Source organism: Paenibacillus sp. FSL H8-0034, from assembly GCF_038000305.1.
Taxonomy (GTDB): domain Bacteria; phylum Bacillota; class Bacilli; order Paenibacillales; family NBRC-103111; genus Paenibacillus_S.
In genome coordinates this window covers 233,090-256,144 of record NZ_JBBOBS010000001.1, presented here as the reverse complement: position 1 = coordinate 256,144, position 23,055 = coordinate 233,090, and the positions used below count along the sequence as shown (strand labels likewise).

At 44.0% G+C, this 23,055-nt stretch carries 22 protein-coding genes and 2 tRNA genes; 18 read left to right on the top strand and 6 right to left on the bottom strand.

All coding sequences use genetic code 11. The annotated features are described in order from the left end of the window. Positions 1 to 14: 14 nt before the first annotated feature. The 5 genes from pdxT to NST47_RS01140 all read left to right on the top strand — a co-directional run bounded on the left by pdxT (position 15) and on the right by NST47_RS01140 (position 2,770). Positions 15 to 605 (top strand): pyridoxal 5'-phosphate synthase glutaminase subunit PdxT, encoded by a 591-nt coding sequence (gene pdxT / locus NST47_RS01160; RefSeq protein WP_317259339.1) that lies wholly within the window; start codon positions 15 to 17, stop codon positions 603 to 605. Beyond that, positions 599 to 1,882: a serine--tRNA ligase gene (gene serS, locus NST47_RS01155; RefSeq protein WP_341153588.1), complete on the top strand. Its 1,284-nt coding sequence runs from the start codon at positions 599 to 601 to the stop codon at positions 1,880 to 1,882. The genes pdxT and serS overlap by 7 nt, the downstream gene beginning before the upstream one ends. A 58-nt stretch (positions 1,883 to 1,940) precedes the next feature. After that, positions 1,941 to 2,030: transfer RNA gene (locus tag NST47_RS01150), tRNA-Ser, on the top strand. Between the two features lie 228 nt (positions 2,031 to 2,258). Further along, positions 2,259 to 2,606, top strand: coding sequence for a hypothetical protein (locus NST47_RS01145; RefSeq protein WP_076233596.1), 348 nt, complete (start codon positions 2,259 to 2,261; stop codon positions 2,604 to 2,606). Positions 2,607 to 2,623: 17 nt separating this feature from the next. Beyond that, positions 2,624 to 2,770, top strand: a complete 147-nt coding sequence (locus NST47_RS01140; protein ID WP_341153587.1) for a small acid-soluble spore protein P — start codon at positions 2,624 to 2,626, stop codon at positions 2,768 to 2,770. 165 nt (positions 2,771 to 2,935) lie between these two features. Here the strand turns inward: NST47_RS01140 and NST47_RS01135 are convergent, their stop codons facing one another. The 3 genes from NST47_RS01135 to NST47_RS01125 all read right to left on the bottom strand — a co-directional run bounded on the left by NST47_RS01135 (position 2,936) and on the right by NST47_RS01125 (position 4,582). Next, positions 2,936 to 3,121, bottom strand: a complete 186-nt coding sequence (locus NST47_RS01135; protein WP_076233594.1) for a hypothetical protein — start codon at positions 3,119 to 3,121, stop codon at positions 2,936 to 2,938. 96 nt (positions 3,122 to 3,217) lie between these two features. After that, the gene (locus NST47_RS01130; RefSeq protein ID WP_341153586.1) at positions 3,218 to 3,535 is read right to left on the bottom strand and encodes an antibiotic biosynthesis monooxygenase family protein; all 318 of its coding nucleotides are present in this window, start codon (positions 3,533 to 3,535) and stop codon (positions 3,218 to 3,220) included. A 183-nt stretch (positions 3,536 to 3,718) separates the two neighbouring features. After that, positions 3,719 to 4,582 carry an aldo/keto reductase gene (locus NST47_RS01125; RefSeq protein ID WP_341153585.1) on the bottom strand — a complete coding sequence of 288 codons (864 nt, stop codon included), beginning with the start codon at positions 4,580 to 4,582 and terminating at the stop codon, positions 3,719 to 3,721. A 248-nt stretch (positions 4,583 to 4,830) separates the two neighbouring features. Between NST47_RS01125 and NST47_RS01120 the strand changes: the two genes are divergently transcribed. Beyond that, a tRNA-Arg gene (locus NST47_RS01120) sits at positions 4,831 to 4,907 on the top strand. Positions 4,908 to 5,045: 138 nt separating this feature from the next. On the opposite strand, the gene NST47_RS01115 is transcribed toward NST47_RS01120, so the two are convergent. Further along, positions 5,046 to 5,270 (bottom strand): hypothetical protein, encoded by a 225-nt coding sequence (locus NST47_RS01115; RefSeq protein WP_341153584.1) that lies wholly within the window; start codon positions 5,268 to 5,270, stop codon positions 5,046 to 5,048. A 208-nt stretch (positions 5,271 to 5,478) separates the two neighbouring features. Here NST47_RS01115 and NST47_RS01110 point away from each other — a divergent pair, with 208 nt between their 5' ends. Then, positions 5,479 to 6,345 carry an AraC family transcriptional regulator gene (locus NST47_RS01110; protein WP_341153583.1) on the top strand — a complete coding sequence of 289 codons (867 nt, stop codon included), beginning with the start codon at positions 5,479 to 5,481 and terminating at the stop codon, positions 6,343 to 6,345. A 120-nt stretch (positions 6,346 to 6,465) separates the two neighbouring features. On the opposite strand, the gene NST47_RS01105 is transcribed toward NST47_RS01110, so the two are convergent. After that, positions 6,466 to 6,789: a TM2 domain-containing protein gene (locus NST47_RS01105; RefSeq protein ID WP_341153582.1), complete on the bottom strand. Its 324-nt coding sequence runs from the start codon at positions 6,787 to 6,789 to the stop codon at positions 6,466 to 6,468. 339 nt (positions 6,790 to 7,128) lie between these two features. Between NST47_RS01105 and NST47_RS01100 the strand changes: the two genes are divergently transcribed. Beyond that, positions 7,129 to 7,797 carry an MgtC/SapB family protein gene (locus NST47_RS01100; protein ID WP_341153581.1) on the top strand — a complete coding sequence of 223 codons (669 nt, stop codon included), beginning with the start codon at positions 7,129 to 7,131 and terminating at the stop codon, positions 7,795 to 7,797. Positions 7,798 to 8,088: 291 nt separating this feature from the next. On the opposite strand, the gene NST47_RS01095 is transcribed toward NST47_RS01100, so the two are convergent. Beyond that, positions 8,089 to 8,907 carry a phytanoyl-CoA dioxygenase family protein gene (locus tag NST47_RS01095; protein ID WP_341153580.1) on the bottom strand — a complete coding sequence of 273 codons (819 nt, stop codon included), beginning with the start codon at positions 8,905 to 8,907 and terminating at the stop codon, positions 8,089 to 8,091. A 136-nt stretch (positions 8,908 to 9,043) separates the two neighbouring features. Here NST47_RS01095 and NST47_RS01090 point away from each other — a divergent pair, with 136 nt between their 5' ends. The 10 genes from NST47_RS01090 (at position 9,044) to NST47_RS01045 (ending at position 22,980) form a co-directional block, all read left to right on the top strand. After that, positions 9,044 to 9,916, top strand: coding sequence for a helix-turn-helix transcriptional regulator (locus NST47_RS01090; protein ID WP_341153579.1), 873 nt, complete (start codon positions 9,044 to 9,046; stop codon positions 9,914 to 9,916). 376 nt (positions 9,917 to 10,292) lie between these two features. Then, a complete protein-coding gene (locus NST47_RS01085) occupies positions 10,293 to 12,638 on the top strand; it encodes a helix-turn-helix domain-containing protein (RefSeq protein ID WP_341153578.1) in 2,346 nt (781 codons plus the stop codon). Between the two features lie 167 nt (positions 12,639 to 12,805). Further along, positions 12,806 to 13,771, top strand: a complete 966-nt coding sequence (locus NST47_RS01080) for an ABC transporter permease (protein WP_341153577.1) — start codon at positions 12,806 to 12,808, stop codon at positions 13,769 to 13,771. Positions 13,772 to 13,783: 12 nt separating this feature from the next. Continuing rightward, a complete protein-coding gene (locus NST47_RS01075; RefSeq protein ID WP_341153576.1) occupies positions 13,784 to 14,662 on the top strand; it encodes a carbohydrate ABC transporter permease in 879 nt (292 codons plus the stop codon). A gap of 29 nt (positions 14,663 to 14,691) precedes the next feature. Then, entirely contained in the window at positions 14,692 to 16,218 is a 1,527-nt protein-coding gene (locus tag NST47_RS01070) for an extracellular solute-binding protein (protein ID WP_341153575.1), read from the top strand. A 43-nt stretch (positions 16,219 to 16,261) separates the two neighbouring features. Then, positions 16,262 to 17,086: a sugar phosphate isomerase/epimerase family protein gene (locus tag NST47_RS01065; protein ID WP_341153574.1), complete on the top strand. Its 825-nt coding sequence runs from the start codon at positions 16,262 to 16,264 to the stop codon at positions 17,084 to 17,086. Then, positions 17,083 to 18,141, top strand: coding sequence for a Gfo/Idh/MocA family protein (locus NST47_RS01060; RefSeq protein ID WP_341153573.1), 1,059 nt, complete (start codon positions 17,083 to 17,085; stop codon positions 18,139 to 18,141). The genes NST47_RS01065 and NST47_RS01060 overlap by 4 nt, the downstream gene beginning before the upstream one ends. 307 nt (positions 18,142 to 18,448) lie before the next feature. Next, positions 18,449 to 19,486, top strand: coding sequence for a type I glyceraldehyde-3-phosphate dehydrogenase (gene gap, locus NST47_RS01055; RefSeq protein ID WP_341153572.1), 1,038 nt, complete (start codon positions 18,449 to 18,451; stop codon positions 19,484 to 19,486). Between the two features lie 163 nt (positions 19,487 to 19,649). Beyond that, a complete protein-coding gene (locus NST47_RS01050) occupies positions 19,650 to 21,482 on the top strand; it encodes a sensor histidine kinase (RefSeq protein WP_341153571.1) in 1,833 nt (610 codons plus the stop codon). Continuing rightward, on the top strand, positions 21,460 to 22,980 hold the full coding sequence (locus NST47_RS01045; RefSeq protein ID WP_341153570.1) for a response regulator: 1,521 nt from the start codon (positions 21,460 to 21,462) through the stop codon (positions 22,978 to 22,980). Before NST47_RS01050 ends, NST47_RS01045 begins: the two co-directional genes overlap by 23 nt. Positions 22,981 to 23,055: the final 75 nt, after the last annotated feature.

Genomic DNA, 23,055 nt, shown 5'->3' with positions numbered 1-23,055 from the left:
TTGAGGTGACAATGATGAAGATAGGTGTATTGGCTCTTCAAGGAGCAGTAGCTGAGCATATACGATTAATTGAAAAGGCCGGCGGAGAAGGCATTATTGTGAAAACCATTCAACAGCTGGATGAATTGGATGGAATCATCATTCCCGGTGGTGAGAGTACCACGATTGGCAAGCTGATGCGGACGTATGATTTTATCGATAGCTTACGTGCATTCTCGAAACAAAAAAAGCCGATCTTTGGTACTTGTGCTGGATTGATTGTGATTGCCAAGGAAATCGAAGGGCAGCCGGAAGCTCATCTTGAGCTTATGGATATGAAGGTAGCCCGAAATGCATTTGGACGGCAGCGTGAAAGCTTTGAAACGAATTTGGTTATTAAAGGAATCGCGGACGATGTCCGTGCTGTATTTATTCGGGCTCCTTTAATTAACGAAGTCGGCCAAGGCGTTGAAGTGTTAGCTACTTATCACGATCAGATCGTTGCTGCGCGTCAAGGGCATCTATTGGCAGCTTCGTTTCATCCTGAGCTGACTGATGATGAACGGATGCATGCTTATTTCCTCGAGATGGTACGTGAAGCGAAGCAGGAGGGGTCTCCTTGTTAGATGTAAAGTTGTTCCGAACCGAAGCCGATTTGCAACGCGTCGTGCAGGCGATGAAAAATCGCGGCAAAACGCTGGACGATATCAGTCGTTTTACCGGCCTTGATTCGAAACGTAGAGAGCTGCTGCAGGAAGTGGAACAGTTAAAGAATCGCCGTAATGTCGTTTCTCAAGAAGTTGCCGCTTTGAAAAAAGCCAAGCAGGACGCAGATGCGCTAATTGAGGAAATGAAGGGTGTCGGCGATCGAATAAAGGTGTTGGACGATGAGATTCGTATATTGGAAGCGGATCTTAACGTAATCATCATGGCTATGCCGAACATTCCGAACACAAGTGTGCCAGTTGGCAGCTCAGAGGAAGATAATGTGGAAATTCGCCGTGTTGGCGAGCCTGTTGTATTCTCTTTTGAACCTAAGGCTCACTGGGAACTCGGACAGCAGCTGGGAATTCTTGACTTTGAGGCTGCTGCGAAGGTAACCGGCTCCAGGTTTGTTTTTTATAAAGGCCTTGGGGCGCGACTGGAACGGGCTCTAATCAATTTTATGATGGATCTGCACAGTGATCAGCATGGGTACGAGGAAATGCTGCCACCGTACATTGTAAACCGCGACAGCTTGACTGGAACCGGACAGCTTCCCAAATTTGAGGAAGATGTATTTAAGCTGGGAGGCACCGATTATTTTCTGATTCCGACGGCAGAGGTTCCAGTAACGAATTTTTATCGTGATGATATTTTGACGAGTGAGCAGTTGCCGCAAAAATTCGTCGCCTTCAGTGCTTGCTTCCGTTCAGAAGCCGGTTCTGCGGGTAGGGATACCCGCGGCCTGATTCGCCAGCATCAATTCAATAAGGTTGAGCTGGTCAAGCTTACGGCGCCAGAGCAGTCCTACGATGAGCTGGAAAAGCTGACTGCTGATGCAGAAAAGGTGTTGCAGCTGCTAGGCCTTCCTTATCGTGTACTGGACCTGTGTACGGCTGATCTGGGCTTCTCTTCGGCGAAAACGTATGATTTGGAAGTATGGCTGCCAAACAGCGGGATGTATCGAGAAATTTCGTCCTGCAGTAATTTTGAGGATTTCCAGGCAAGACGTGCGAATATTCGCTTCCGTCGTGATGCGAAAGCGAAGCCGGAGTTCGTTCATACCTTGAATGGATCGGGTCTCGCATTAGGTCGTACGGTTGCAGCTATACTGGAAAACTATCAGCAAGAGGACGGAAGTGTGATCATTCCCGAAGTGCTGAGACCTTATATGAATAATCTTACTAGGATCAGCAAATAATTAGTGAGAAAAGCTTGATAATTGATGCTGTTCTGTGATACAATGCTTTTTGTCACCTGGAGAGGTGGTCGAGTGGTTTAAGGCAGCGGTCTTGAAAACCGCCGAGGTCGTGAGGTCTCCGTGGGTTCGAATCCCACCCTCTCCGCCATTTTATTTTAATGGTATGGATTCAGTGATAAGAGCCAAACGATAGGCACTAGTGGCCTTGAATGAAAAGAGAATACCCCTTCCCGTTCTACATAGCTGTTCACAGTCGTGTATCCTTTTAAAAAGGGTATGCGGCTTTTTTAATTTTAATGTCTTTTATTGCCTTATGTTAGAGGGTATATAATATTGCGGTCTATCGCACCTTAAAGGGTGTGGAGGTGTTCAATAGATGATAAAAACGGAAAGCTTGGCTATAGATCAAACTCAATTGGTGAAGGCATGGTCAGACGCGATGCCTACTGTATTAAACTTATCGGACCGTGTAGAGGTAAAAGCCGATGAGGCAGACGCAAATGCCCTCTGGGTGAATATTCAGACAGAAGGTCGATCTTTGTATAGCTTTGATTTTAAATGCGTGTACAAGGACTCCAGAGAGGTTAAAGTAGAGTTTATTGATGTTGAGCAGGACGGAGTGCACGTCAATGAGCAGACTGAAATCATTCAAACACTGATTGAGGATTACGTACGTCATATTCATGAATGTGCGCAGCAGCTGCATGCTGTAACTCATCATTAAGAAGGAGGCACTCAGATATGCCAAAAAATATTGCACAACCGGTCCAATCGCCCAGCGGTGACCGAGGGGAAAACGTTGACCATCAACCGAACAAGCCCTTAGCGGGCTCTAAAAAAGTGAAGCAGGCAAACCATTCCCGAAACAATCATGGTGAAGGTAGTTAACAGACAGTAACTTAGGTGCCAGGCCTACAAAAAAGACTGTTGAGGCTGCTCAACAGTCTTTTCCTACACCGCTTGTACGCAAAAAGGTAATCAGATCGTGTACGGCATATTGGATTGTTCGATTAAACCGACAAAAGGAAAGGCTAACCTGTTACATATCATTTGTTACATGTTATTTGTAGATAAATGCTGGTAACACTCCATCATCATGCTGTGGGCAACATCTTCATTATCGGTATAGCCATAAATGGTACCCCCGACAGCCAGTTCTTCACAAACGTCATCAAAAACCGAACAAATGGTGATCGTGAAATCATTATAAACTACATAGAACCGACAAACATCTGACATGTCGCCACACCTCATTCGTATAGTTTCCTCATTCTACCATGAAGAATTTAAAAAGAAAATATAAATTAATGAGGTCTTTAGGATTGAGGTCAGATACTAAATAGCGGTTTTAACTGCCCTTATTTCATACATGCTGTGGTTGGAGCTTATAATATGCTCTGGTTTGGGCTGGCCTCTGCTTTTCCGATGACCTTCCAGATGGACCTCACTAGTTTCCCACGCTTTCCAGGCTTCTTCGGATTCCCATCGAATCATGATGATAACCTCTTCATCGCCACGTCTCACTTTTTTCACCAGAATGCTTAAATCGATGAACCCGGGAGACTTTTCGACAGCTCCTTCTTGACTGAAGCGATCAACAACTTTATCGGAGGTACCCTCTTTTACAATTATGGTTATGGTTTCAATTAACATGAATGACACATCCTTCATAAGTGATAATGAATATCTAATATTTTATTGATAAGGATTATCATTGTCAATTGATATATGAGAGACTGTAGGTTTCTATAAAAAAAAGAAGACACGGATTAAGATGTCTTCTTGTCGCTTGCATGATGATAATAAGCCTAATATAGGTTGAAATGAATCCAAGATCTATGCCTGCTGCTGTCCGATTGTATTCAATTCTGCAATATCCTCTGCAGACAAAACAACTTCAGCAGCTTTGGCGCTATTGGCAATGCTGCTGCCACGACTTGCACCCGGTATCGGAATAATCACAGGTGAAAGCTGCAAAAGCCAGGCCAGAGCAACCTGTTGAGCAGATACCTCATATTTATTTGCGATACGAGAAAGGACGGGATTGCTGCCGATCTGGCCTGCTTTGCTAATACCATTAAGCGGGCTATAGGGTAAAAATGCGATTTGATTGGCCTCGCAGTATTTGAGAACATCGATTGATGAATGGTCAAACAGATTCATTCGGTTTTGCACACTGGCCACTTCAATGATCCCTTTGGCCTCCTCCAGATGGGCTACAGACACATTGGAAAGCCCAGCATGAATCAACTTGCCTTCCTTTTGCAATTCAGCCAACGCACCCAGAGATTCTGCAAAAGGAACTGCAGGATCGGGACGATGGAATTGATACAATACGATTGAATCCAAACCGAGTGCCAATAGGCTATCCTCGCAAGCTTGACGCAAGTAGTCCGGATGACCGTTCGGTTCCCAGCGTCCATCAGGACGAGTAAGGCCGCCTTTGGTGGCAATTATCGCTTGGGGATGCTGCTGCAAGGCTTTGGCTAACAATCGTTCATTATGCCCAAAATCATCGTTATTCAAGCAGTAAGCATTGGCTGTATCAAAAAAGGTAATCCCTTGTTCGAGCGCCGTATGTATGGTCTTGATGCCTTCCTCTTCTGAAGGTCTACCGTTGATCGATAAAGGCATGCCTCCCATTCCGATAGCGCTAACAGAAAGGCCAGTCGAGCCTAATTGACGGTGTGGAATTGTCATATTCTAAATTCGCCTCCAATAGATCGTGATTTAAGCTGTATTCAATACCGTAGAAGTAGATAAACATGATGTACAGCTTAATCTATTGTACCAAGTATTTCCATAAGATATAAGTAGTTAAGATAAGCTGCGTTAGTTACGTTGATGTAATCATAAATTCAATTGATATAGGTGGTAAAACTGGTTCAAACAAGTTTGGACGGAGACTTTTTTCTGACGATGCTTTGTGGTACAATATTAGTTACCGCGTGCCCGTAGCTCAGTAGGATAGAGCGATAGTTTCCTAAACTGTAGGTCGGAGGTTCGATCCCTCTCGGGTACGCCATTTCAACTATTCTAATTTAGATGATAAGCCACTCTTCGGTGTGGCTTTTTTTTGTTCAATATTAACCGGCTCATCAGTCGAGTGCGGCAATAATTGGCGAACACTTTGTTGTAGGAGTCGTAGTGAAAAAGAGAATAATTAAAAATGATTGGCCTTGTTCTTATAAAACCGTCTTATACATTCAAACGCATGCCATGCAGCAGCTTCATTAACCATTTTTAAAACCATTATATCTTCCTGATCGACTTGTTTTAAATGTTTGTCGAATGTGTTTCTTATTCCGTCACTAATTTCTTGGATGGAGTTCACATATGGAAAATAATCAACTAACAATCCTTCCGTTCTTTCACTTGCCTTATTCATGATCAAAATTGCTTCATCATCAACATGTTCACCCTCTCCATTCTTGGCATATCTAATTTTAGTTCATCCAGCACAATAACGTATAATTAGTTCACATCAATAATGTAATCGTAATCTATTTTTAAAATAAAAAGTTATAGCTTTCTATTATAAAATATCACGCTATTGTTATAATTGAAAAAAATCATTATTGGGGAGAGGTAATTGGATGGAATTCCCAGAAAGTATAGATAAGGGATTTCGTGTTTTAAATAAAAGGGCGTTAGAACTTCGTTATGGAATTGTAACCACAGAAAAACCTTATGTTTTTTACCATTATCACAAAGGCATCGAGGTATTATTTGTCCATCGAGGCAAAGGCAATCTGACCCTCAACCGCAAGCTTTATAATTTGGAATCAGGAAGCGTAGTAATTTTCCAACCTTTCCAGTTACATCGTGTTCAATTTGATACTAATCAATGTCCTTATGAGCGCACGATTTTGAATTTTGAACCCTCAACCTTTGCACCATTTCTTAAAAATTTCCCTCTCCTCTTTCGTTTTTATGAACAGGTGTGGAAAGAACAACTTTCCAATCAGGTGTTTCGTATGGATCGCGACATGGGTTATATTTCGGGTGTTCTTGAACGTTTTAAAGATTTATTTTCGTGGGATAGGGAGATAGAACTCGAAGCTGCCTCTATGTTGATTCTCAACATTTTAGATTATCTCAAATCCTTGCATAATGGTAGTTTCGGTGGAGCCGCACGTCCTGAGAGCCATGCTGAGAAAATTATGAATTGGGTAGAGGAGCATTATACAGAACCTTTTGACCTCAGCGCCTTAGCCGAAGAACTTCATCTTTCTAAGCACCATGTCTCTCATCTGTTTCGATCCGAAATAGGGGGCAACATCACCGAATATCTGATCGCTCGCAGAATAAGACAAGCTTGTTGGTTGTTAAAAACGGAATCGAAATCTGTGGAACACATCGGTTCGTTAGTCGGTATACCTAATTTCCCCTACTTTTGTCGTCTCTTTAAAAAGATAACGGGATTAACTCCAATTCAGTACCGTAACAGCCATTTAAATTAAAGGGATCTAATCCGTGTGCAGCGGCTTGGTCCCCATTCATAAATTAAAGTTCAGCAATAAGAAAAGACTGTTGAGTTTTTCTCAACAGTCCTAGCAGGGCTAACGTATGGCTTTTTACTTTTATACAGAGGCAGCTTTGGATCCAGTAACAAGCTTGACTCGTTGAATAACCTCATATTCAAGCTGTGTAGTCTTTTGCTCCAATCGTTTACCAATGAAGAATACGTCTACCACATTCCAGATACAGAATGTGAGCCATCCAAATAAGAGCAAACAGATAGCATAACCGATATCACCAAGATAAAAACGGTGACCTCCTAAAACGCCAGTAAACCACCATAATACATAAGTGATGATCTTGCTTTTCTTTCTAATTTCCACTTCGCTGGCAACCATCGACAGCTGTTCTGACGTAAGATCTCTTTTTAGCATGAGATTATCCAAGATTTAGTTCTCCTTTTTACGACAAAAATTATGTAATATACATACTATTACTGATTAATATACAGCATTTTACAAAAATTTGATAGAAAAATTTATCAATTTTGGTTTTCAAACATGGTGACAGAGAGATGAGTCTGCTATAGACTTGACCAACGTCAATAACAAGATTTCCCTTTGCTCGCTATTACCGAGAGATCGCAGAACTTTATTTATCTGAAACACAGGTGTAATATGAAACACATTAAATCAGTAAATATGAAAGACAGATTACCTTATTCGTGCTAACCCCTGATAGGGAAGCGCACTCATTGATAAATATTAAAAGTGTGGAGGCTGGTCATGATGCAATATGAGTATTTGCTGCGGGTTATTTTAGCAGGAATTTGTGGCGCGTTGGTTGGGTATGAACGAAAAAATCGCATGAAGGAAGCGGGGATTCGTACACATTTTGTTGTTGCACTCGGTGCTTCTCTGATGATGATTATTTCTAAATATGGTTTTCAGGATCAGAACGGGTGGGAGAATGTAGCCTTCGATCCATCGCGTATTGCTGCTCAGGTCGTGAGCGGAGTAGGGTTTCTGGGAGCAGGGATGATTTTTATGCAGCGATTGACTATAAAAGGACTTACCACTGCAGCAGGGATATGGGCTACTGCAGGGGTAGGTATGGCTATTGGAGCTGGTTTGTACGTATTGGGGGCAGGTGTGGCTATCATTATTTTTGTCGCTCAAAAGCTTTTACATGGTCGCTTCAATTGGTTATCCTCCCCCAAAACGGAACAGCTGGTTATTCGAATTACGAATGAGCCAGGGGCGACATCCCAAATTCAACAGCTGCTGGAAGAGAAACATATTTCCATTCTAAGCTTTCAAGCCGAAAGTAGTGGTATTGGCTCAGAAGACATTACGTTGGAGATGATTGTAAGATTTCCGGGCTCTTATAGAGTGGAGCAATTGCTGCCGATTGTGCAGGAGGCTTCGTTCGTAAGAGCTGTTGAACTCAAGTAACTGAGAACCAATCCATCCTACGGAGTAAAGGATACAACAATTGGATATATCGCTGGTTCTACTCCCTTTGTCGGATCAGCTTCGTTAGGCGACCCTCAGCAGTCCATTCAACTACATAGATATCTCCGCGGGAATCTACGCACACTCAGCTCTGGTTCATTTGCCGCGCAAATTGACAGAAATCCCGTGCGGCTCCAGCAGCTGGCCCGGCTCGGAGCCGCGGCCTTCCCATGAACGAATATAGCTGCCTACCGCATTGTACTGGTATCAGCGACCCGTCTGTAGTGGTCATTATTTTTGGTATACAACTGGAAAATGCTCTCCAGCCAAAATATCTCCCTGTTTAATATCGACATAGGGCAGCATCGGATGTTTTCCGGACGGCTCGTAGCGGGTATGACCCGGCATATAATGGACAGCAATGGCTCGGCGTTTCATATTTGATCGATTATTCGGGCTTCCATGCCAGGTCAGGGAATGATGATAGCCAACCTGGCCTTTCTTGATCTCAAAGGGAACTGCCGTCAGATCAGCTCCCTCCGGGAGTAATTCGGGCTTACGGTGATAAGGCATAAACTGCTCGTTGCTGGCCAAATATTTTTGGTGATCTCCCCATTTATGACTCCCCGGAACCATCCACATGCAGCCATTCTCGATAACTGCATCATCAAGGGCAACCCACGCGCTGACAAGATCGGCAGGCTGAATGATCGGCCACAACGGGTGATCCTGATGCCATGCCGTCGGTCCGCCTGTTACTGGTGGCTTGTATTGAATCTGATCATGCCATATACGAAGCGTATCGGTCTGACATAGCTGAGCGATCTCTTCGCAAATACGGGAATGACCTGCGTGCTGTAGAAAGGCATCACTTACCATCCAGATATTGACGATTTGAATGACCTTCTCGTTGGCGACCATTTTCATCCCGTCATAGGGGGATTCGCCTTCCTTCATATTACGGTTTAGAACCGGCTGCTTGACCGATTTCCCTTCCATAACGAGATCCAACTCCGCACGCAGTTGTTCAACCTCGCTGTCATCCAGCATAACCTCACCTTTTAAAAATCCGTTCCGTTCAAATTCCTCGATCTGTGACGCGTGCAGCATGTAGTATTCTCCTCTCATTGAAACCAGCTTATTTGTGGTGATATAGTGAAGTATAAGAACATGTGAACGGTACGTATTTAGACAAAACCAAGAGGCATTTACACTTTTCCAATATCTTAGTAGGAGTGGCTTACTAATGAACGTAGGTTCCCTTCTGACGCTGACCCCAACGATTAATTTCGCTCACCGCAGCCGAGTGGACGCACATGTAACCTGGGGGCCCAGAACGATCCCCGACTGGCAGTTTTTTTATGTTATCGAGGGGGAAGCAGAGCTTCTGTATAACCAAAAGCGGCAGCGGATCAGGGCGGGGGAGTGTGTGCTCTTTGGTCCTGACAGCCCAAATCAGCTAAATACCCTTTCAGAGGCATTATTTTACAGCATTCATTTTCATTGGTCCCATCCTTCACCGGTACCCGTCCATCCGGCTTACCGCATTCGGGAAAGCGCCTTCGAGGACCTTTCCTGTCAGGCTCCGGCGTATCATATGGATATACCCGAGTATGGCAGTATCGCCATTCCTCCCTGGTTTGATCTTCCTGAGCTGGAGCAGATATTCTTAAGAATCGTGAAGGAATATCAGCTGGAGCAGCCAGGATATGCCTTCGTGCTGCGAGCTCTGCTGATGGAGCTTATCGCAAGCCTCATGCGCCATGTACTGGATCAAGCCTTTATGCGAAAAGCCAGTAAAATAGAATCGGCGCTTGAAATGATGCGCATCCATCCTGAGCAGTCGTGGACGGTCGAGCAGCTCGCCAATCTGTGCGGGTACCATCCAATCCATTTTACGAAGCTCTTTAAGGAAGAGATGGGACGAACACCCAAGCATTATTTAATCTCGGAACGAATGAAGCGAGCGAAGCAGATGCTTCTTGGTGAACAGACGCTCAGTGAGATTGCCGAACAGTTGAATTACACCAGCATTCACTATTTCAGCAATCAATTCAAGAGGGAAACGGGACTAAGTCCAAGCGAATTTCGACAGCAGGGCAGTCGTGCTCTTCATTAATCCCATTCAATTTGCTACCCATAGTACGACGGCTAGTATGGCTATACAGGTGGATGCTGTACTTGTAAGTAATTGAACAGACTATAGTTGCCAAGGAGACGAAGCCCGCGCTCGATAGGGGTTTCGTTTTTTTGTACAGAGTAGGAGCTTTAATTTGCGATAAAATGTAAATAAATGTAAAATTAATAATGATTTCACTCTATCTGTGTCAGGCAAACCAGAAGGGTATTCAACGGCTAACTGTTCACAAATTCTGATAGGAGGAAGACAAAAAATAATGTCGAACATTATAGTTAGGACGGTCATGCAGGTGGGACTTGTATTTTGTTGAGCGCCTTCATTTCTATTTATTTCATGCATATAAGGAGAATGGGGTATGAATGTAGGGTCCATGTTTAAACTAAAAAATTACACACGCAGCTTGAGAGGGAATTATTTTCGCAAAAGTTTGATTTTTGCCTTAATAATTACTAGTTTACCGACAGCGATTATTGGAATTAGCACTTATTTTATTGGAATCAAGCAGGTGGAAAAGGAGGTGTATCAGAAAAATCAGTATCAGCTTGAGCAAGTTTTTAAGCGGTTTGATCAGCAGTTCTCTCAGCTCGAGATGACCGTGGACAAAGGGGCGGCTAATTCCCTATTCGATGAAAATCTGAGGGACATCAATTTTATAGACGAATTTCGGGTCACCCAGGACATCTACAGACTGTTAGCCATTGCTCAAAGCTCAGATACTATGATTATGCGGATCGATTTGTATTTGGAAAATCAACAGCTGCTGATTTCTAATGATAGGGGTGCCACTCGGCTCAAAGATGAGCCCAACCAGTCGGCCTATGCATCGATTCTGAAATCGGGGGAGCTGATGTATTGGGCTGATGCGGAGAGCTATTCACCGAGTGGAGGCTCTTTGTTTCCCCAAGTGTTGATTCATAAGCTTCCATTTGTCAGTACGAGGCCTTACGGAGCCTTATTGGTTTATTTGGATAAAAGCCTGATTGATAAAGAAATTACGCATCTGACTCCTTATGAGGATGGCATTTCCTTTATTATGAAGCCGAATGGCGATTGGATTACGTCCGGTAAAGAGTCAGACTCAGCCAGACAGCCCTTAAAGGATTATATAAAAAGCAAGGTGCTGAAAAACGAAATCAACTCCGAGTCTTTTACAGTGAAGTGGGAGGGGGCGGAGTATTCAGTTGCCACGGCTACCTTCTCGCGAACAGGTTGGCGATACGTCATCGCCACACCGCTATCCCAATTAGTGGAGCCTATCACGTTAACATCCAAGCTGATGCTGGGTGTCAGTATGCTGGGAGTACTTATAGCAGCCTTGCTGTCCTGGTTTGCCTCGCAGCGTATGTACAGCCCGATCAAGCGGTTGGTTCAAATGTTTGGAGGGAATATCAGCAGCAAAACGCAGGATGAGGATCGGTCCGATGAGATCCAATATATAGAAAACAAATGGCTCAATATTACCCGTGAAAGCCAGCTGTTCCAGTCCCTGTTGGAAGAGAATCGTTACAGTATGAAAAAGGGCTTTTTACTGCAATTGATTCAAGGTCAGCTGTATTTCTTTTCTGAAAAGGAGCTGCGGGAGCGAATGGAGGTCCATGGCTGGGATACTGTCGATAAGAAGTTTGCTCTGCTGCTCATTCAATTATCCCCATTTTCCGAAACTAGCAAAAGGTTTGTGGAGGGGGACGAGCAGCTGGTCACCTTCGCAGCAGCTAATATTATTGAGGAGCTCTCCACGGATAAAGCCAACATGGAGACGATCAATCTGCATAACTTAACGGTGTCTTTGCTCGTATCCTTTGAACAGGATAAGCCCAAGGAACAGATCAAGAGCGAGCTTTTCAGGTTTTCAAATGAGGTCATCACGATGATTACCAAGTTATTGGGTGTTCATGTGGCGGTAGGGATCAGCAGACCGGTCCATGAGCTGAAGGAGCTGCCCAAAGCCCTGGATGAGGTCAAACAATGCCTGCATTTCCGTAATATTGGGGAGCATGGTCAAATTCTGAGCACCGATGATTTCATTTCGTATGTCAAAGAGAATCTGGACTATCCTTATCAAATTGAAAAAGAGCTCATCCATGCGCTCCAAATGAGGGCTGAAGCAGAAACGATTCAAAATTGGAATGAGTTTATGCTGGTACTCACACAAAATACCGGGAAGGCCTTTCAGATTCAACAATATATGGCTCAATTGCTTAGCAGTGTTTTACGAGCGATGATGCAGCTGGACGTCGCACATGCCAGCGCGAAGCAAGGTATCAATCTGTATGAGCAGCTGTTCAAGCTCAAGGAAATCGACGAAATCAACAAGTGGTTTGTCAATGTCGTCATTCACCCCTTTCTCCAGACCTTGTCGGAAAAGCAGGGGATCGAGATGAAGCAGACGATCCGCAAAGTTAAGGACATCATTGATCAGGAATATATGAGAGATATTTCGCTGGAATATTTATCAGATCAAATCGGAATTTTACCGAAGAGGCTAAGCGCTGTCTTTGCGGAAGTCACCAATCAAAATTTTATCGACTATGTGACCGAGGTACGTTTGGAGAAATCCAAGCAGCTGTTAAGAAATACCGATTTGAAGGTTACCGAGATTGCAGCCAGAGTGGGCTACCAGCCCTCCTACTTCAACAAACTATTTAAGAAGTCAGAAGGTATGACACCTGGTGAATATCGGGAATCGGGTTTAGGGCTATAATGCGTTCAGCATATAGCCTTTTTTCGTGCAAAAACACGCCAAATCCAGCCCAAAGGAAAAAGTGATATGCCAGTTAATCATATTGAGAAATTGTTGGATTGTGAGAAATGGCACTGTCCTGTACATTGAGAGCATGAAACCTGTACATGAAAGAAGGGTGGTATGGCATGCCAAACACAGTATCAGAATTAGATAAAAAAACCGGGCCAGCAGGAAGCAAAAGTAAATCACAATTAGCAGTAAAAGACATTCTGCGGGATAAATATTTGTATCTGCTAGCCCTTCCTGGAATTCTTTATTTTCTTATTTTCAAGTATATCCCCATGGGTGGCATTCTGATCGCATTTCAGGAATACTCTCCTTATCAAGGCTTTTTGGCAAGCAAATGGGTGGGATTTGAGAACTTTGAACGCTTCTTTATGGGCAGCGAATTCTGGAATCTCTTTAGAAATACGATGATGATCAGCCTGTTGAATCTTGTGTTTTTCTTCCCGGTACCCATTGTTGTGTCTCTCCTATTAAACGAAGTGAGAAATATGAAATTTAAATCAACGATTCAAAGCGTTGTGTATTTACCCCACTTTTTCTCATGGGTCATTATTGCGGGTATGACATTCCTCCTATTTTCCCGTACCGGAGGGATTGTCAATAATGTAGTCGTCATGATGGGCTTCGATAAAATCGATTTCCTGACGAATCCGGATTATTTTTGGATTATGCTTACACTGCAATCGATATGGAAGGAAGCGGGATGGGGAACTGTTATCTTTTTGGCGGCGATTGCCGGAACGGACCCTGCGCTTTATGAGGCAGCCAAGATGGATGGTGCGAATCGATTGCACCAAATGTGGTATGTGACCCTGCCAGCCATTAAAAATGTCGTCATTACCTTATTGATCTTGCGTCTTGGACAAGTGATGGACGTAGGATTTGAACAAGTGTATCTAATGACCAGCAGTGCGGTCTCCAGTGTTTCAGACGTATTTGAAACCTATGTATTCCGAATGGGGGTCAAAAATGGCCAATTCAGCTTTACAACAGCCGTCGGACTTTTTAAATCGGTAGTGGCCTTGATTCTGGTCGTATCGACCAACTGGTTGGCCAAGAAATTCGGCGAAGATGGCTTATATTAAGGGGGCAGGACAATGAAAAGAAATATCAGGGGATTGACTTTCGACTTTGCGGTCACAAGCATACTTACTTTCGCCGGGGTTATTACGATTATCCCCTTTCTATATATCGTATTGGTATCCTTTGCAACACCTTCAGAATACATCCAAAAAGCGGGGGCTTTCATCTTTCCGACTGAATGGACACTAGTGAACTATCAGTATTTATTATCCACCGGAGCCTTTATCCAGGCAGGAGCCAACAGTGCATTTCTTGCTATTGTCGGAACTGTGCTGAGTCTTGCGGTTACATCCAGCTTTGCTTATGCGTTATCCAGAAGGCGATTGAGGGGCAGAAAGACGTTATTGCTGCTGGTTTTGATCTCGATCTTGTTTAATCCCGGTATTATTCCACCTTATCTGGTTGTCAAAAGCCTCGGGCTCATTAATAGTATCTGGTCATTAATCATTCCTGCGTTAACGAGTGGCTGGTACATTTTCCTGATGAAGAGCTTTTATGACAGTATTCCTGTAAGTTTGGAGGAGGCAGCAAGCATCGACGGATGTAATGACATGGGAATTTGGGTGAAGATCATTCTTCCTTTGTCATTACCCTCCCTGGCGGCATTTGGGCTGTTTTATGCGGTGAGCTATTGGAACGTATTTTTTCACGCGATTTTGTACATTAATGATTTCGACAAGTGGCCACTTCAGGTGCTGCTGCAAAATATGCTGATCGATTCCTCGACCAGTGGTGGCGACCTTGCCAGCCAAATCGCTTCTGAGCAAGAAATGCCGAAGGAAACCTTGAAGATGGCAGCCGTTGTTGTTGCCACAGTACCCATTATTCTGGTATACCCATTCCTGCAGAAACATTTCGCAAAAGGCGTTATGGTTGGTTCTGTTAAGGAATGATATATAAACATGTTGAGGAGGTCATAAAGATGATTTTCAAGAAAAAATCAGTTATGAAGACAATTCCGGTCATGTCTGCAGCTGTATTATTGGTAACAACCGTGGCTTGCAGTTCGAATCCGGGATCGACAAGCAGCACAGGTGACAAAAAAGAAGCACCTACGCCAATCAGCATTATGTCCACATTCTTCTCGCAGGAACCCCCAGGTGAAGATAATGTGATTATCAAAGAGATTGAAAAACGCACGAACACCAAGCTGAAAATCACTTGGGTATCGCCGAATAACTATGCCGACAAGCTGAACGTAACGTTGGCATCAGGGGATTTGCCGGATTTGATTCTTGCCGACTATCCGCAAAGATATCCGTTGGTTAAAAGCATGTCGCAGCAGGGCGCTTTCTGGGATCTGACAGCTATGTACAAAAACTATCCGAACCTGGTCAAATTCCCTGAGCTTACCTGGAAAAACCTCGCATTCGGCGATGGTAAAAACTATGGAATCCCGCGTGTAAGACCTGTATATGGGCAAACCGGGTTGAATGTCCGCAAGGATTGGCTGGATAAGCTCGGACTCAAGGAGCCTACCACAACAGATGAGCTGTATGAAGTGATGAAGGCTTTTGCAACCAAGGACCCTGATGGCAATGGAAAAGACGACACCTACGGCTTTCTCGGATATACAGACCCGACAGGGATAGGGAAATTTAATGTGATCGAAACGGCTTTCACGAAAACCTTCGGAGACTGGAAGCTGGAGGATGGGAAATTAACACCTATCATCTTCCTGCCCTCACAAAAAGAGGCTCTTGTGTACTTGAATAAGCTGTATGTGGAAAAGCTGATCCCTGAGGATTTCAGTATCCTGAAGCAAACGCAGACGCTGGATATGATGAAGGCAGGCAAAGGCGGTCTGGATGCCGTTCCTATGGACCAGGCCTGGGAATCAACTGCCGAGCTCAGGAAGCAAAAGCCCGATGCTTACGTGAAACCACTTACGTCCTTGAACGGTACAACGATTACAGACCCAGGCTCGTTTGGTATGTTCTTGATTCCCAAGAAGGTACCTGAGGCTAAAGTGAAGAAAATCATGGAATTCATGGATTACGGCGCTTCTGATGAAGGCTCCGATTTGGCTAATTACGGCTTTAAGGATGTTCACTTTACCGAGCAGGACGGCTTTAAGATCCCTACGGAGCAAGCTAAGAAAGATAACGTCTCTCAGCAGGCGATGGGACAAATTTTCCTGAAATACGACAAATACCAAAAAGCCTATAAGGCCGGCATTCCTAAAGACTATTACGATCAACACACCAAGATCATTGACGAACGTTCTAAATCCGCGGTTCTGGATCCGTCGATCGGCGTGGACTCGGATGCCTGGGTCAAATATTGGCCTGAATACCAAAAGAAAATTATCGATATGAAGGTCAAAATGATCGTAGGCAAGGAAACATCCGCCAACTACGACAAGTTTGTTGAACAATTAAAGACAGATGCTAATTTTAATAAAATTATTCAAGAAATGAACGAATCCTACAAAAAGAAAAACGGTTGATCATGAGCTGGACCCATCCTTATTAATAATGGAGTGAACCTACATGAAATTATCATTTACCACTTTAGGATGCCCTGAGTGGCCCTTAGACAAAATTATTGCCAGCGCCGCACAATACGGCTTTGACGCCATTGACTTCAGAGGTTTAACAGGTGAAATGAATATTTACAAGCTTCCCGAATTTTCCGGGCAGGTGGAACAAACACTTCAGAAAATCACGGCTGCAGGTCTTCGTGTATCCTGCTTTTCAAGCTCCGTCCATTTATTTTCGCAAGAAAATTTGGAGAAAAATATGCAAGAGATCACCGAATTTTCGAAGCTTTGCAAGCTTTTTGGTACACGCTATATTCGTGTGTTTGGCGGTAAAATTGGCGATACGAACCGTGAGACGGCTATTCAGCAGGTTGTTCTGCATGTCGGTGAAATGGCCAAAATCGCCAAATCGTATGGGGTTAAGCTTCTGATTGAAACGCATGATGATTGGATTTCTTGCGTTGATATGAAGAAGGTGCTGGAGCAGGTGGATACTGAAGCTGTTGGCGTATTGTGGGATGTCCATCATCCGTATCGCATGGTAGGGGAACAGCCGAAGGATAGCTGGAATGCATTAGGGCCATGGATCGAGTACACGCATGTGAAGGATTCACGTGCAGGAGCTAGCGGTGGTGAAGATTTTCAATATTGCTTGACCGGAGAAGGCGATATTCCACTGAAGGAGATTTACAAGCTATTAATACGTGAAGGTTATCAAGGCTACTTCACATTGGAATGGGAGAAAAAATGGCATCCGGAATTGGAAAATCCCGAGATTGCTTTTCCACAGTATGTACAATATATGCGCAATTTATCAGCGGAGGTCAACGTATGAATAAGGTCAGAGTAGCTATTATAGGCCAAGGACGTAGTGGCCGGGATATACATGCTTATTCATTAAGTCAAATCAAAGAGCAATATGAAATTGTTGCTGTAGCGGATCTGTTGGAGGAACGGCTGGCAAGAGCCAAGCAAGAGCTGAATTGCGATGTGTATTCAGATTATCATGATCTTTTTAAGAGAAACGACCTGGATTTAATTATTAACGCATCAACCAGTAATTTCCATTATTCAATTACCAAAGAGATTTTGGAGAACGGCTTTAACGTTTTGTGTGAAAAACCGCTCGCTCGAACGGCAGCCGAGGTCGACATCCTGATTGATACTGCCAAGCGAACAGGGAAACTGCTTGCGGTGTATCAGCAATCGCGGTATGCGCCTGCGTATCGTAAAGTTCAGGAAATTATACAATCTGGCGTTATCGGCAGAGTGGTCCAGGTCAGCATTGCCTATAACAACTTTGCGAGAAGATGGGATTGGCAAACCTTACGCACGAATAACGGCGGAAATCTCTTGAACACGGGACCCCATCCGGTGGATCAAGCACTCCAGTTTTTTGATAGTGAGGCGATGCCTAATGTGACTTCCATTATGGACCGTGCGAATACAGCTGGCGATGCCGAGGACTATGTTAAGGTGATCCTGCATGGACATGGGCGTCCTGTCATTGATGTCGAGATTTCCTCCTGCTGCGCCTACCCGAGCTTTACCTATAACGTGCAAGGAACCAACGGCGGTATCAAGGGAAGCACAGCACAGCTGAATTGGAAATATTTCAAGCCGGAGGAAGCTGGGGAACTGAAATTAGTGACTACACCTTTGGTCAATGAAAAAAATGAACCGGCCTATTGCCGTGAACAGCTGAAGTGGTATGAGGAAAGCTGGGATATCCCTGCAGACCAAGGAAAGGATTTATTCCATACGATGGCACAGAGCTTTTACGGCATGTTGTATGAGACCATCGTACATGGTAAAGCACTTGAGGTTACACCGCAACAGGTACGCCAGCAAATTGCTGTCATGGAAGAGTGCCATCGTCAAAATTCGTAATCCAGCTTGGTCAGGATAACAACCTGCTCGTAGATTAAATTGAAGCCTATACTTGCTAAGCAGGCCACTCGTCAGAGTGGCTTTTTGCGTGCGGCGTGCATAAGCACTAGAGCAGTAGGGGATCTATCCCCTTAAATTGACCGGGAACCACTTTCCATGACAATAGTACACAATATATAAATATAAAAGCTTAATAAATCTTGTTATACGTATTATATGATTTTATTATGTACAATATGCTTTGAATAGTATACAATAAATATCAAATGAAGCGTATTATATATAATCGTATAAGGGGGACTTTAACTTGGGACTTGGTGTAGGAATTAGTGGAATGGGGAGAATCGGAAGACTGTTGGTCAGGAAAATTTGCTCGGATCAGCAGCCAACAGTTCAGTTAAAAGCGCTGAATTGCGTTTATCCGGTTGAGACGATTGCTCACCTTTTGAAATATGACACCGTACACGGAAGATGGGACGCCAATATCTCGGTACGTGATGGACATTTAATCATTAATGAACAACAGATTGAAATGATTTCGGAACGGAATCCTGAACGTATCCAATGGGAGCGTTGTGATGTACAGCTAGCTGTGGATGCAACAGGCAAGTTTAATAACAGGGAAGGAGCCAGCAAGCATATCGCAGCGGGTGCATCTCATGTCTTAATCACGGCTCCAGGCAAACAGATGGATCTGACTATCGTGATGGGAGTCAATGATCATGAATATGTTCCAAGTAAGCATCGGCTTTTGTCCGCAGCTTCTTGTACAACCAACTGCCTGTCCCCTGTCTTGTTGATTCTGGATCAAGCGTTTGAGGTTCAAACAGGTTGGATGACGACCATCCACTCCTACACAGCTGACCAGCATCATTTGGACAATCCTCACAAGGATCTACGGAGAGCAAGGGCTTGCACCGAGTCCGTTGTTCCTACAACAACAGGGGTGGGTGAGGCACTTGCAGACGTGCTTCCCCATTTGGCCTCTCATATTCAGGGAATTTCACTTCGTGTTCCGACACAGGATGTGTCATTGATCGATTTGACGGTGAAGGTTTCTCAGCCCTACAGCCTGGAGCACGTCAAAGCCGTCGTGAAAGAGGCATCGGAGCAAAGCTTATCACCCTATGTTGGTTATACAGATGAGCCCCTCGTATCTGCCGATTATATCGGTTGCGCTAAATCAGCGGTTATCGATGGCCCTTCCATTATGGTCATGCAGGATCAAATTAAAGTATTAGCTTGGTATGACAATGAATGGGCCTATGCGAGTCGTGTTGTTGAACTGGTGCAGCTCATATCTGAAAGAGTAGATCAGGTAAGGAAGACTCCACAGCTGACTTAGAGGAGGACTTATGGCGGTTTAATGAGGTGAGCTATTACGAGGAGTGGTGGAGTTTGAAACGATAAGCCACTCCTTGGAATGGCTTTTTTGGCATGTCATTGACAACTCCAGCAGTTAAGGTTTATTTTTTAGATGGCTGTTGTTCACAAGAAGGGAGCCATCTATGAGGAAATTGTCTATCCGATTGTTGAAACCGGAATCATTCCAAAATAAGCTCTTAATGTCTTACATTATGATTATTATGATTTCCGTGCTGGCTGCTTTGCTGATTTATGGAGTTAATTTATACAATCAAACGAGAGGTTATTATGAAGATTTGCTGAATGAACTGAGCAATCGAACCAATGTCATCTTTAGTGATTTTATTTCCAACGCTTCGCTGAACTCATTTTTTTATTTAACAGATCCCAAGCTGCAATCGATTTTGACCAAAAGGTACCAGCTGGAAAGCAGGGAGCATATAGAGGATACCCTCTACGTTCAGAGAGCGATGGATCAATTGGTGCTGATGAACGGGAATATGGCCTCGATCTCCGTCATGGCGCCTAATGGACTTGTTTACTCTAGCATGTCCGCCTCTGAACCCTTAATGAAGCCGACGATTGAGAAAATGAGCAGGCAGGAGCTGCTGAATGGCAATCTGGTCATCTCCTCTCCCTACGAGAATAACACGAGAGGCAACAAGGACAAAATCATATCGATTGTCCGATATTTGACGGATATCAATATGAATAAAACGTTTGAAAGCTATGTGAAAATAGATATTCGCTTCAAAGCTTTGCAAAATATTTTTGGCGGTATTGCCAATACCAACAATGAGCTGGGCACGATTGTCATCGTAGATGGCAAGGTCATTTACCATTCCAACCTTCCGTCTGAAGCTTTGGACAATAAGGAAACTCAAGCAATTGCAGCCCTGTTTAATGATCAAATGAACAATGGGAAAAAATTTCTGAAGCTCAATATGAACCAGGAATCGTATTTATTTAGCGCACGGGTTAACGATATGACCCAATGGAAGGTTATTCATTACATTCCGACAAGGCTTATTGACCAAGCATTCCTCAATAACACTAGGAACTACATGCTGTTAAGTTTGGTTTCTCTGATCGCGGCCATCGTGCTCGCCTTGTTTTTTTCCAAACGCTTTATTAAGCCGATTCACAAATTGAACAGCGAAATGAAGCTGGTCGACTCTGGATATTTGGACAGGGTGCCGATGCATGAGAACCGAATTGATGAAATCAGTCGATTGGTCACCAGCTACAACGATATGATTCACCGTCTACGGGAAAGCAGAGAGCTTGAGATTGTTTCCGGGCAGCTGCAGAAGCGGGCGGAAATGAACATGCTTCAGGCACAAATCAATCCGCATTTTTTGTACAATACGTTAAATGCTATACATTCCGTAGCGGAGCTGAACAGAGTCAGCGATATTTCGACGATGGCAAGATCTTTATCCGATATGTACCGTTATAATATCAAAACCGGTGACGAAGCAACCCTGCACAATGAACTGGAGCAAATCAAAAATTATATCAGGATTCAGCAGATCCGATTTCTCGGCAAATTTCAAGTTGTATACGAAATTGATGAGGCGCTGCTACCCTACAAAATATTAAAGTTTTTGCTGCAGCCGTTAGTCGAAAACTCGTTCTATCATGGGCTGGAGCCCAAGGGCGGTAAGGGTACACTGATTCTCTCTATCACCCAAAAGGGACATTTGCTTCATATTCGCGTCGAGGATGATGGGGTGGGAATGGATGAGCACAAGCTGGGTGAGCTGAACGAGATCTTTTCCAATCCGTTTCAGGCTGCAAGCCTGGATTCCAAGGATAATTTTGCTTTGCGCAATGTGCATGCCCGTATCAAAAATTTTTATGGTGAAGATTATTGGATCAAGCTAAGCAGCCAACAGCAGGCAGGGACCGCTATTGAAATGACCATACCGGTAGTAAAGGAGTTGGATGCAAATGAGAATACTCGTGGTCGATGATGAATATTTCTCCAGGAAAGCACTGGTTCAGATCGTCCAGGACTGGAACCCGCAGGCTCATGTATATGAAGCCGAGGATGGCCAAGAAGCGATAGAGCAGCTGCACAACGTGAATCCTCACCTGGTCTTGTCCGATATCCGCATGCCTATTCTTGACGGGATTGGACTCGCGGCCTACATTCATGAGCACCATGAGGACACCATCAATATCATTATTAGCGGCTATGATGATTTTAAATATGCGCAGCAGGCGATTCGTTACAAGGTGGAGCATTATTTGCTTAAGCCTGTAGATAAGGAGCATATATGGTCATTGTTGAAGCAATATAGTCATCAAACGGAGCTGTCCTCGGAAAAAAGAATGGAAGAGAGCTTCGCCGCTTTATTGTATGAAGGTACGACAAATAAGCTTGATCCGGTAGACATGGATGATATCGGCGGTTATGCCATTGCGATCCTGCGGGTCAATGCGGATTATAAAGAGCCAGTCAAACAGCTGATCAAAAAGACGCTGTCAGCCTGCAGCTTGCGATTTGTTACGATTGTTGACAGGCGGTATTCCGATATGCTCCTCGTATGGATGTACGAGCTGAATCCAGGCTCAGCAGCAGGAGCAGCTGTAAATCAGGAAGGTTTGAACCACATCATTCGAGATGTATTGCATATGGGCGAATGTCAAATATGCGTCGGAATAAGTGGAGTACATACGGATATCAAGGAGCTTACGGCTTGTTATAAAGAGGCTAAGAGTGCGCTGCTGTACAGGCTGACCTCAGGAGGTCATCGTATTTATGACGCGGAATATGCAGCTATGAACCGGCCCTTCAACTATGGAGCTATCGACGAATGGATATCGGGCTTATACCACAAGCTGGTGAAGTATCAGACCAAGGAGGCTGTCGAAACTCTAAGCCATTTTTTCGCAAATGTTGTTGGGCCCACGTTATCTGTCAATGTGCTCCATGATATGTGCGCCAAAGTAACAACGATGCTCAATTCGGTCATTGAACTGACGAATGCACGAAGCGATACGGCCGAAGCTTATCTGGAGCAGATAGACCTGCATGAAGTTGATGTTACACAGGACATTAGCGATGAATTTATCCAGGTGATGATCAGGCTCGGTGAAAGACTGGCACAAAACCGAGCCAAAACGGATATGATCGAGGACATTCAATACTATGTGCAGCACCATTATCAACAGGACATTATGCTAGAGGATCTGGCAAAGACGATGTATTATACGGACCCGACTTATTTAAGCCGCCTGTTCAAGAAAAAAACCGGAATGCGCTTTTCTCAATTTCTGCTCTCGGTACGGATGCACAACGCCAAAGCCATGCTCGAAAACGATACTTCCCTGAGCATATCCGAAGTATCAAGTGCGGTGGGTTTTAACGATTATTCCTATTTTATCCAAATGTACAAAAAATGCTTCGGGGAAACGCCCGGGAAATATAAAAGCAGCAATCACAGTAATAAGCCTACAGATTGTTGAACGGACTGAAATAGTCATTTTTATCATATTCAAAAAGTCAGCTATCTCCTATTTTACGTGAAAGCCCTTAAGTAT

Bases quoted from the DNA above. Each gene is read 5' to 3' on its own strand.
- pdxT (WP_317259339.1), top strand. From the start codon at position 15: ATGAAGATAGGTGTATTGGCTCTTCAAGGAGCAGTAGCTGAGCATATA.
- NST47_RS01145 (WP_076233596.1), top strand. From the start codon at position 2,259: ATGATAAAAACGGAAAGCTTGGCTATAGATCAAACTCAATTGGTGAAG.
- NST47_RS01140 (WP_341153587.1), top strand. From the start codon at position 2,624: ATGCCAAAAAATATTGCACAACCGGTCCAATCGCCCAGCGGTGACCGA.
- NST47_RS01135 (WP_076233594.1), bottom strand. From the start codon at position 3,121: ATGTCAGATGTTTGTCGGTTCTATGTAGTTTATAATGATTTCACGATC.
- NST47_RS01130 (WP_341153586.1), bottom strand. From the start codon at position 3,535: ATGTTAATTGAAACCATAACCATAATTGTAAAAGAGGGTACCTCCGAT.
- NST47_RS01125 (WP_341153585.1), bottom strand. From the start codon at position 4,582: ATGACAATTCCACACCGTCAATTAGGCTCGACTGGCCTTTCTGTTAGC.
- NST47_RS01115 (WP_341153584.1), bottom strand. From the start codon at position 5,270: ATGAATAAGGCAAGTGAAAGAACGGAAGGATTGTTAGTTGATTATTTT.
- NST47_RS01110 (WP_341153583.1), top strand. From the start codon at position 5,479: ATGGAATTCCCAGAAAGTATAGATAAGGGATTTCGTGTTTTAAATAAA.
- NST47_RS01100 (WP_341153581.1), top strand. From the start codon at position 7,129: ATGATGCAATATGAGTATTTGCTGCGGGTTATTTTAGCAGGAATTTGT.
- NST47_RS01095 (WP_341153580.1), bottom strand. From the start codon at position 8,907: ATGCTGCACGCGTCACAGATCGAGGAATTTGAACGGAACGGATTTTTA.
- NST47_RS01090 (WP_341153579.1), top strand. From the start codon at position 9,044: ATGAACGTAGGTTCCCTTCTGACGCTGACCCCAACGATTAATTTCGCT.
- NST47_RS01085 (WP_341153578.1), top strand. From the start codon at position 10,293: ATGAATGTAGGGTCCATGTTTAAACTAAAAAATTACACACGCAGCTTG.
- NST47_RS01080 (WP_341153577.1), top strand. From the start codon at position 12,806: ATGCCAAACACAGTATCAGAATTAGATAAAAAAACCGGGCCAGCAGGA.
- NST47_RS01075 (WP_341153576.1), top strand. From the start codon at position 13,784: ATGAAAAGAAATATCAGGGGATTGACTTTCGACTTTGCGGTCACAAGC.
- NST47_RS01070 (WP_341153575.1), top strand. From the start codon at position 14,692: ATGATTTTCAAGAAAAAATCAGTTATGAAGACAATTCCGGTCATGTCT.
- NST47_RS01065 (WP_341153574.1), top strand. From the start codon at position 16,262: ATGAAATTATCATTTACCACTTTAGGATGCCCTGAGTGGCCCTTAGAC.
- NST47_RS01060 (WP_341153573.1), top strand. From the start codon at position 17,083: ATGAATAAGGTCAGAGTAGCTATTATAGGCCAAGGACGTAGTGGCCGG.
- NST47_RS01050 (WP_341153571.1), top strand. From the start codon at position 19,650: ATGAGGAAATTGTCTATCCGATTGTTGAAACCGGAATCATTCCAAAAT.
- NST47_RS01045 (WP_341153570.1), top strand. From the start codon at position 21,460: ATGAGAATACTCGTGGTCGATGATGAATATTTCTCCAGGAAAGCACTG.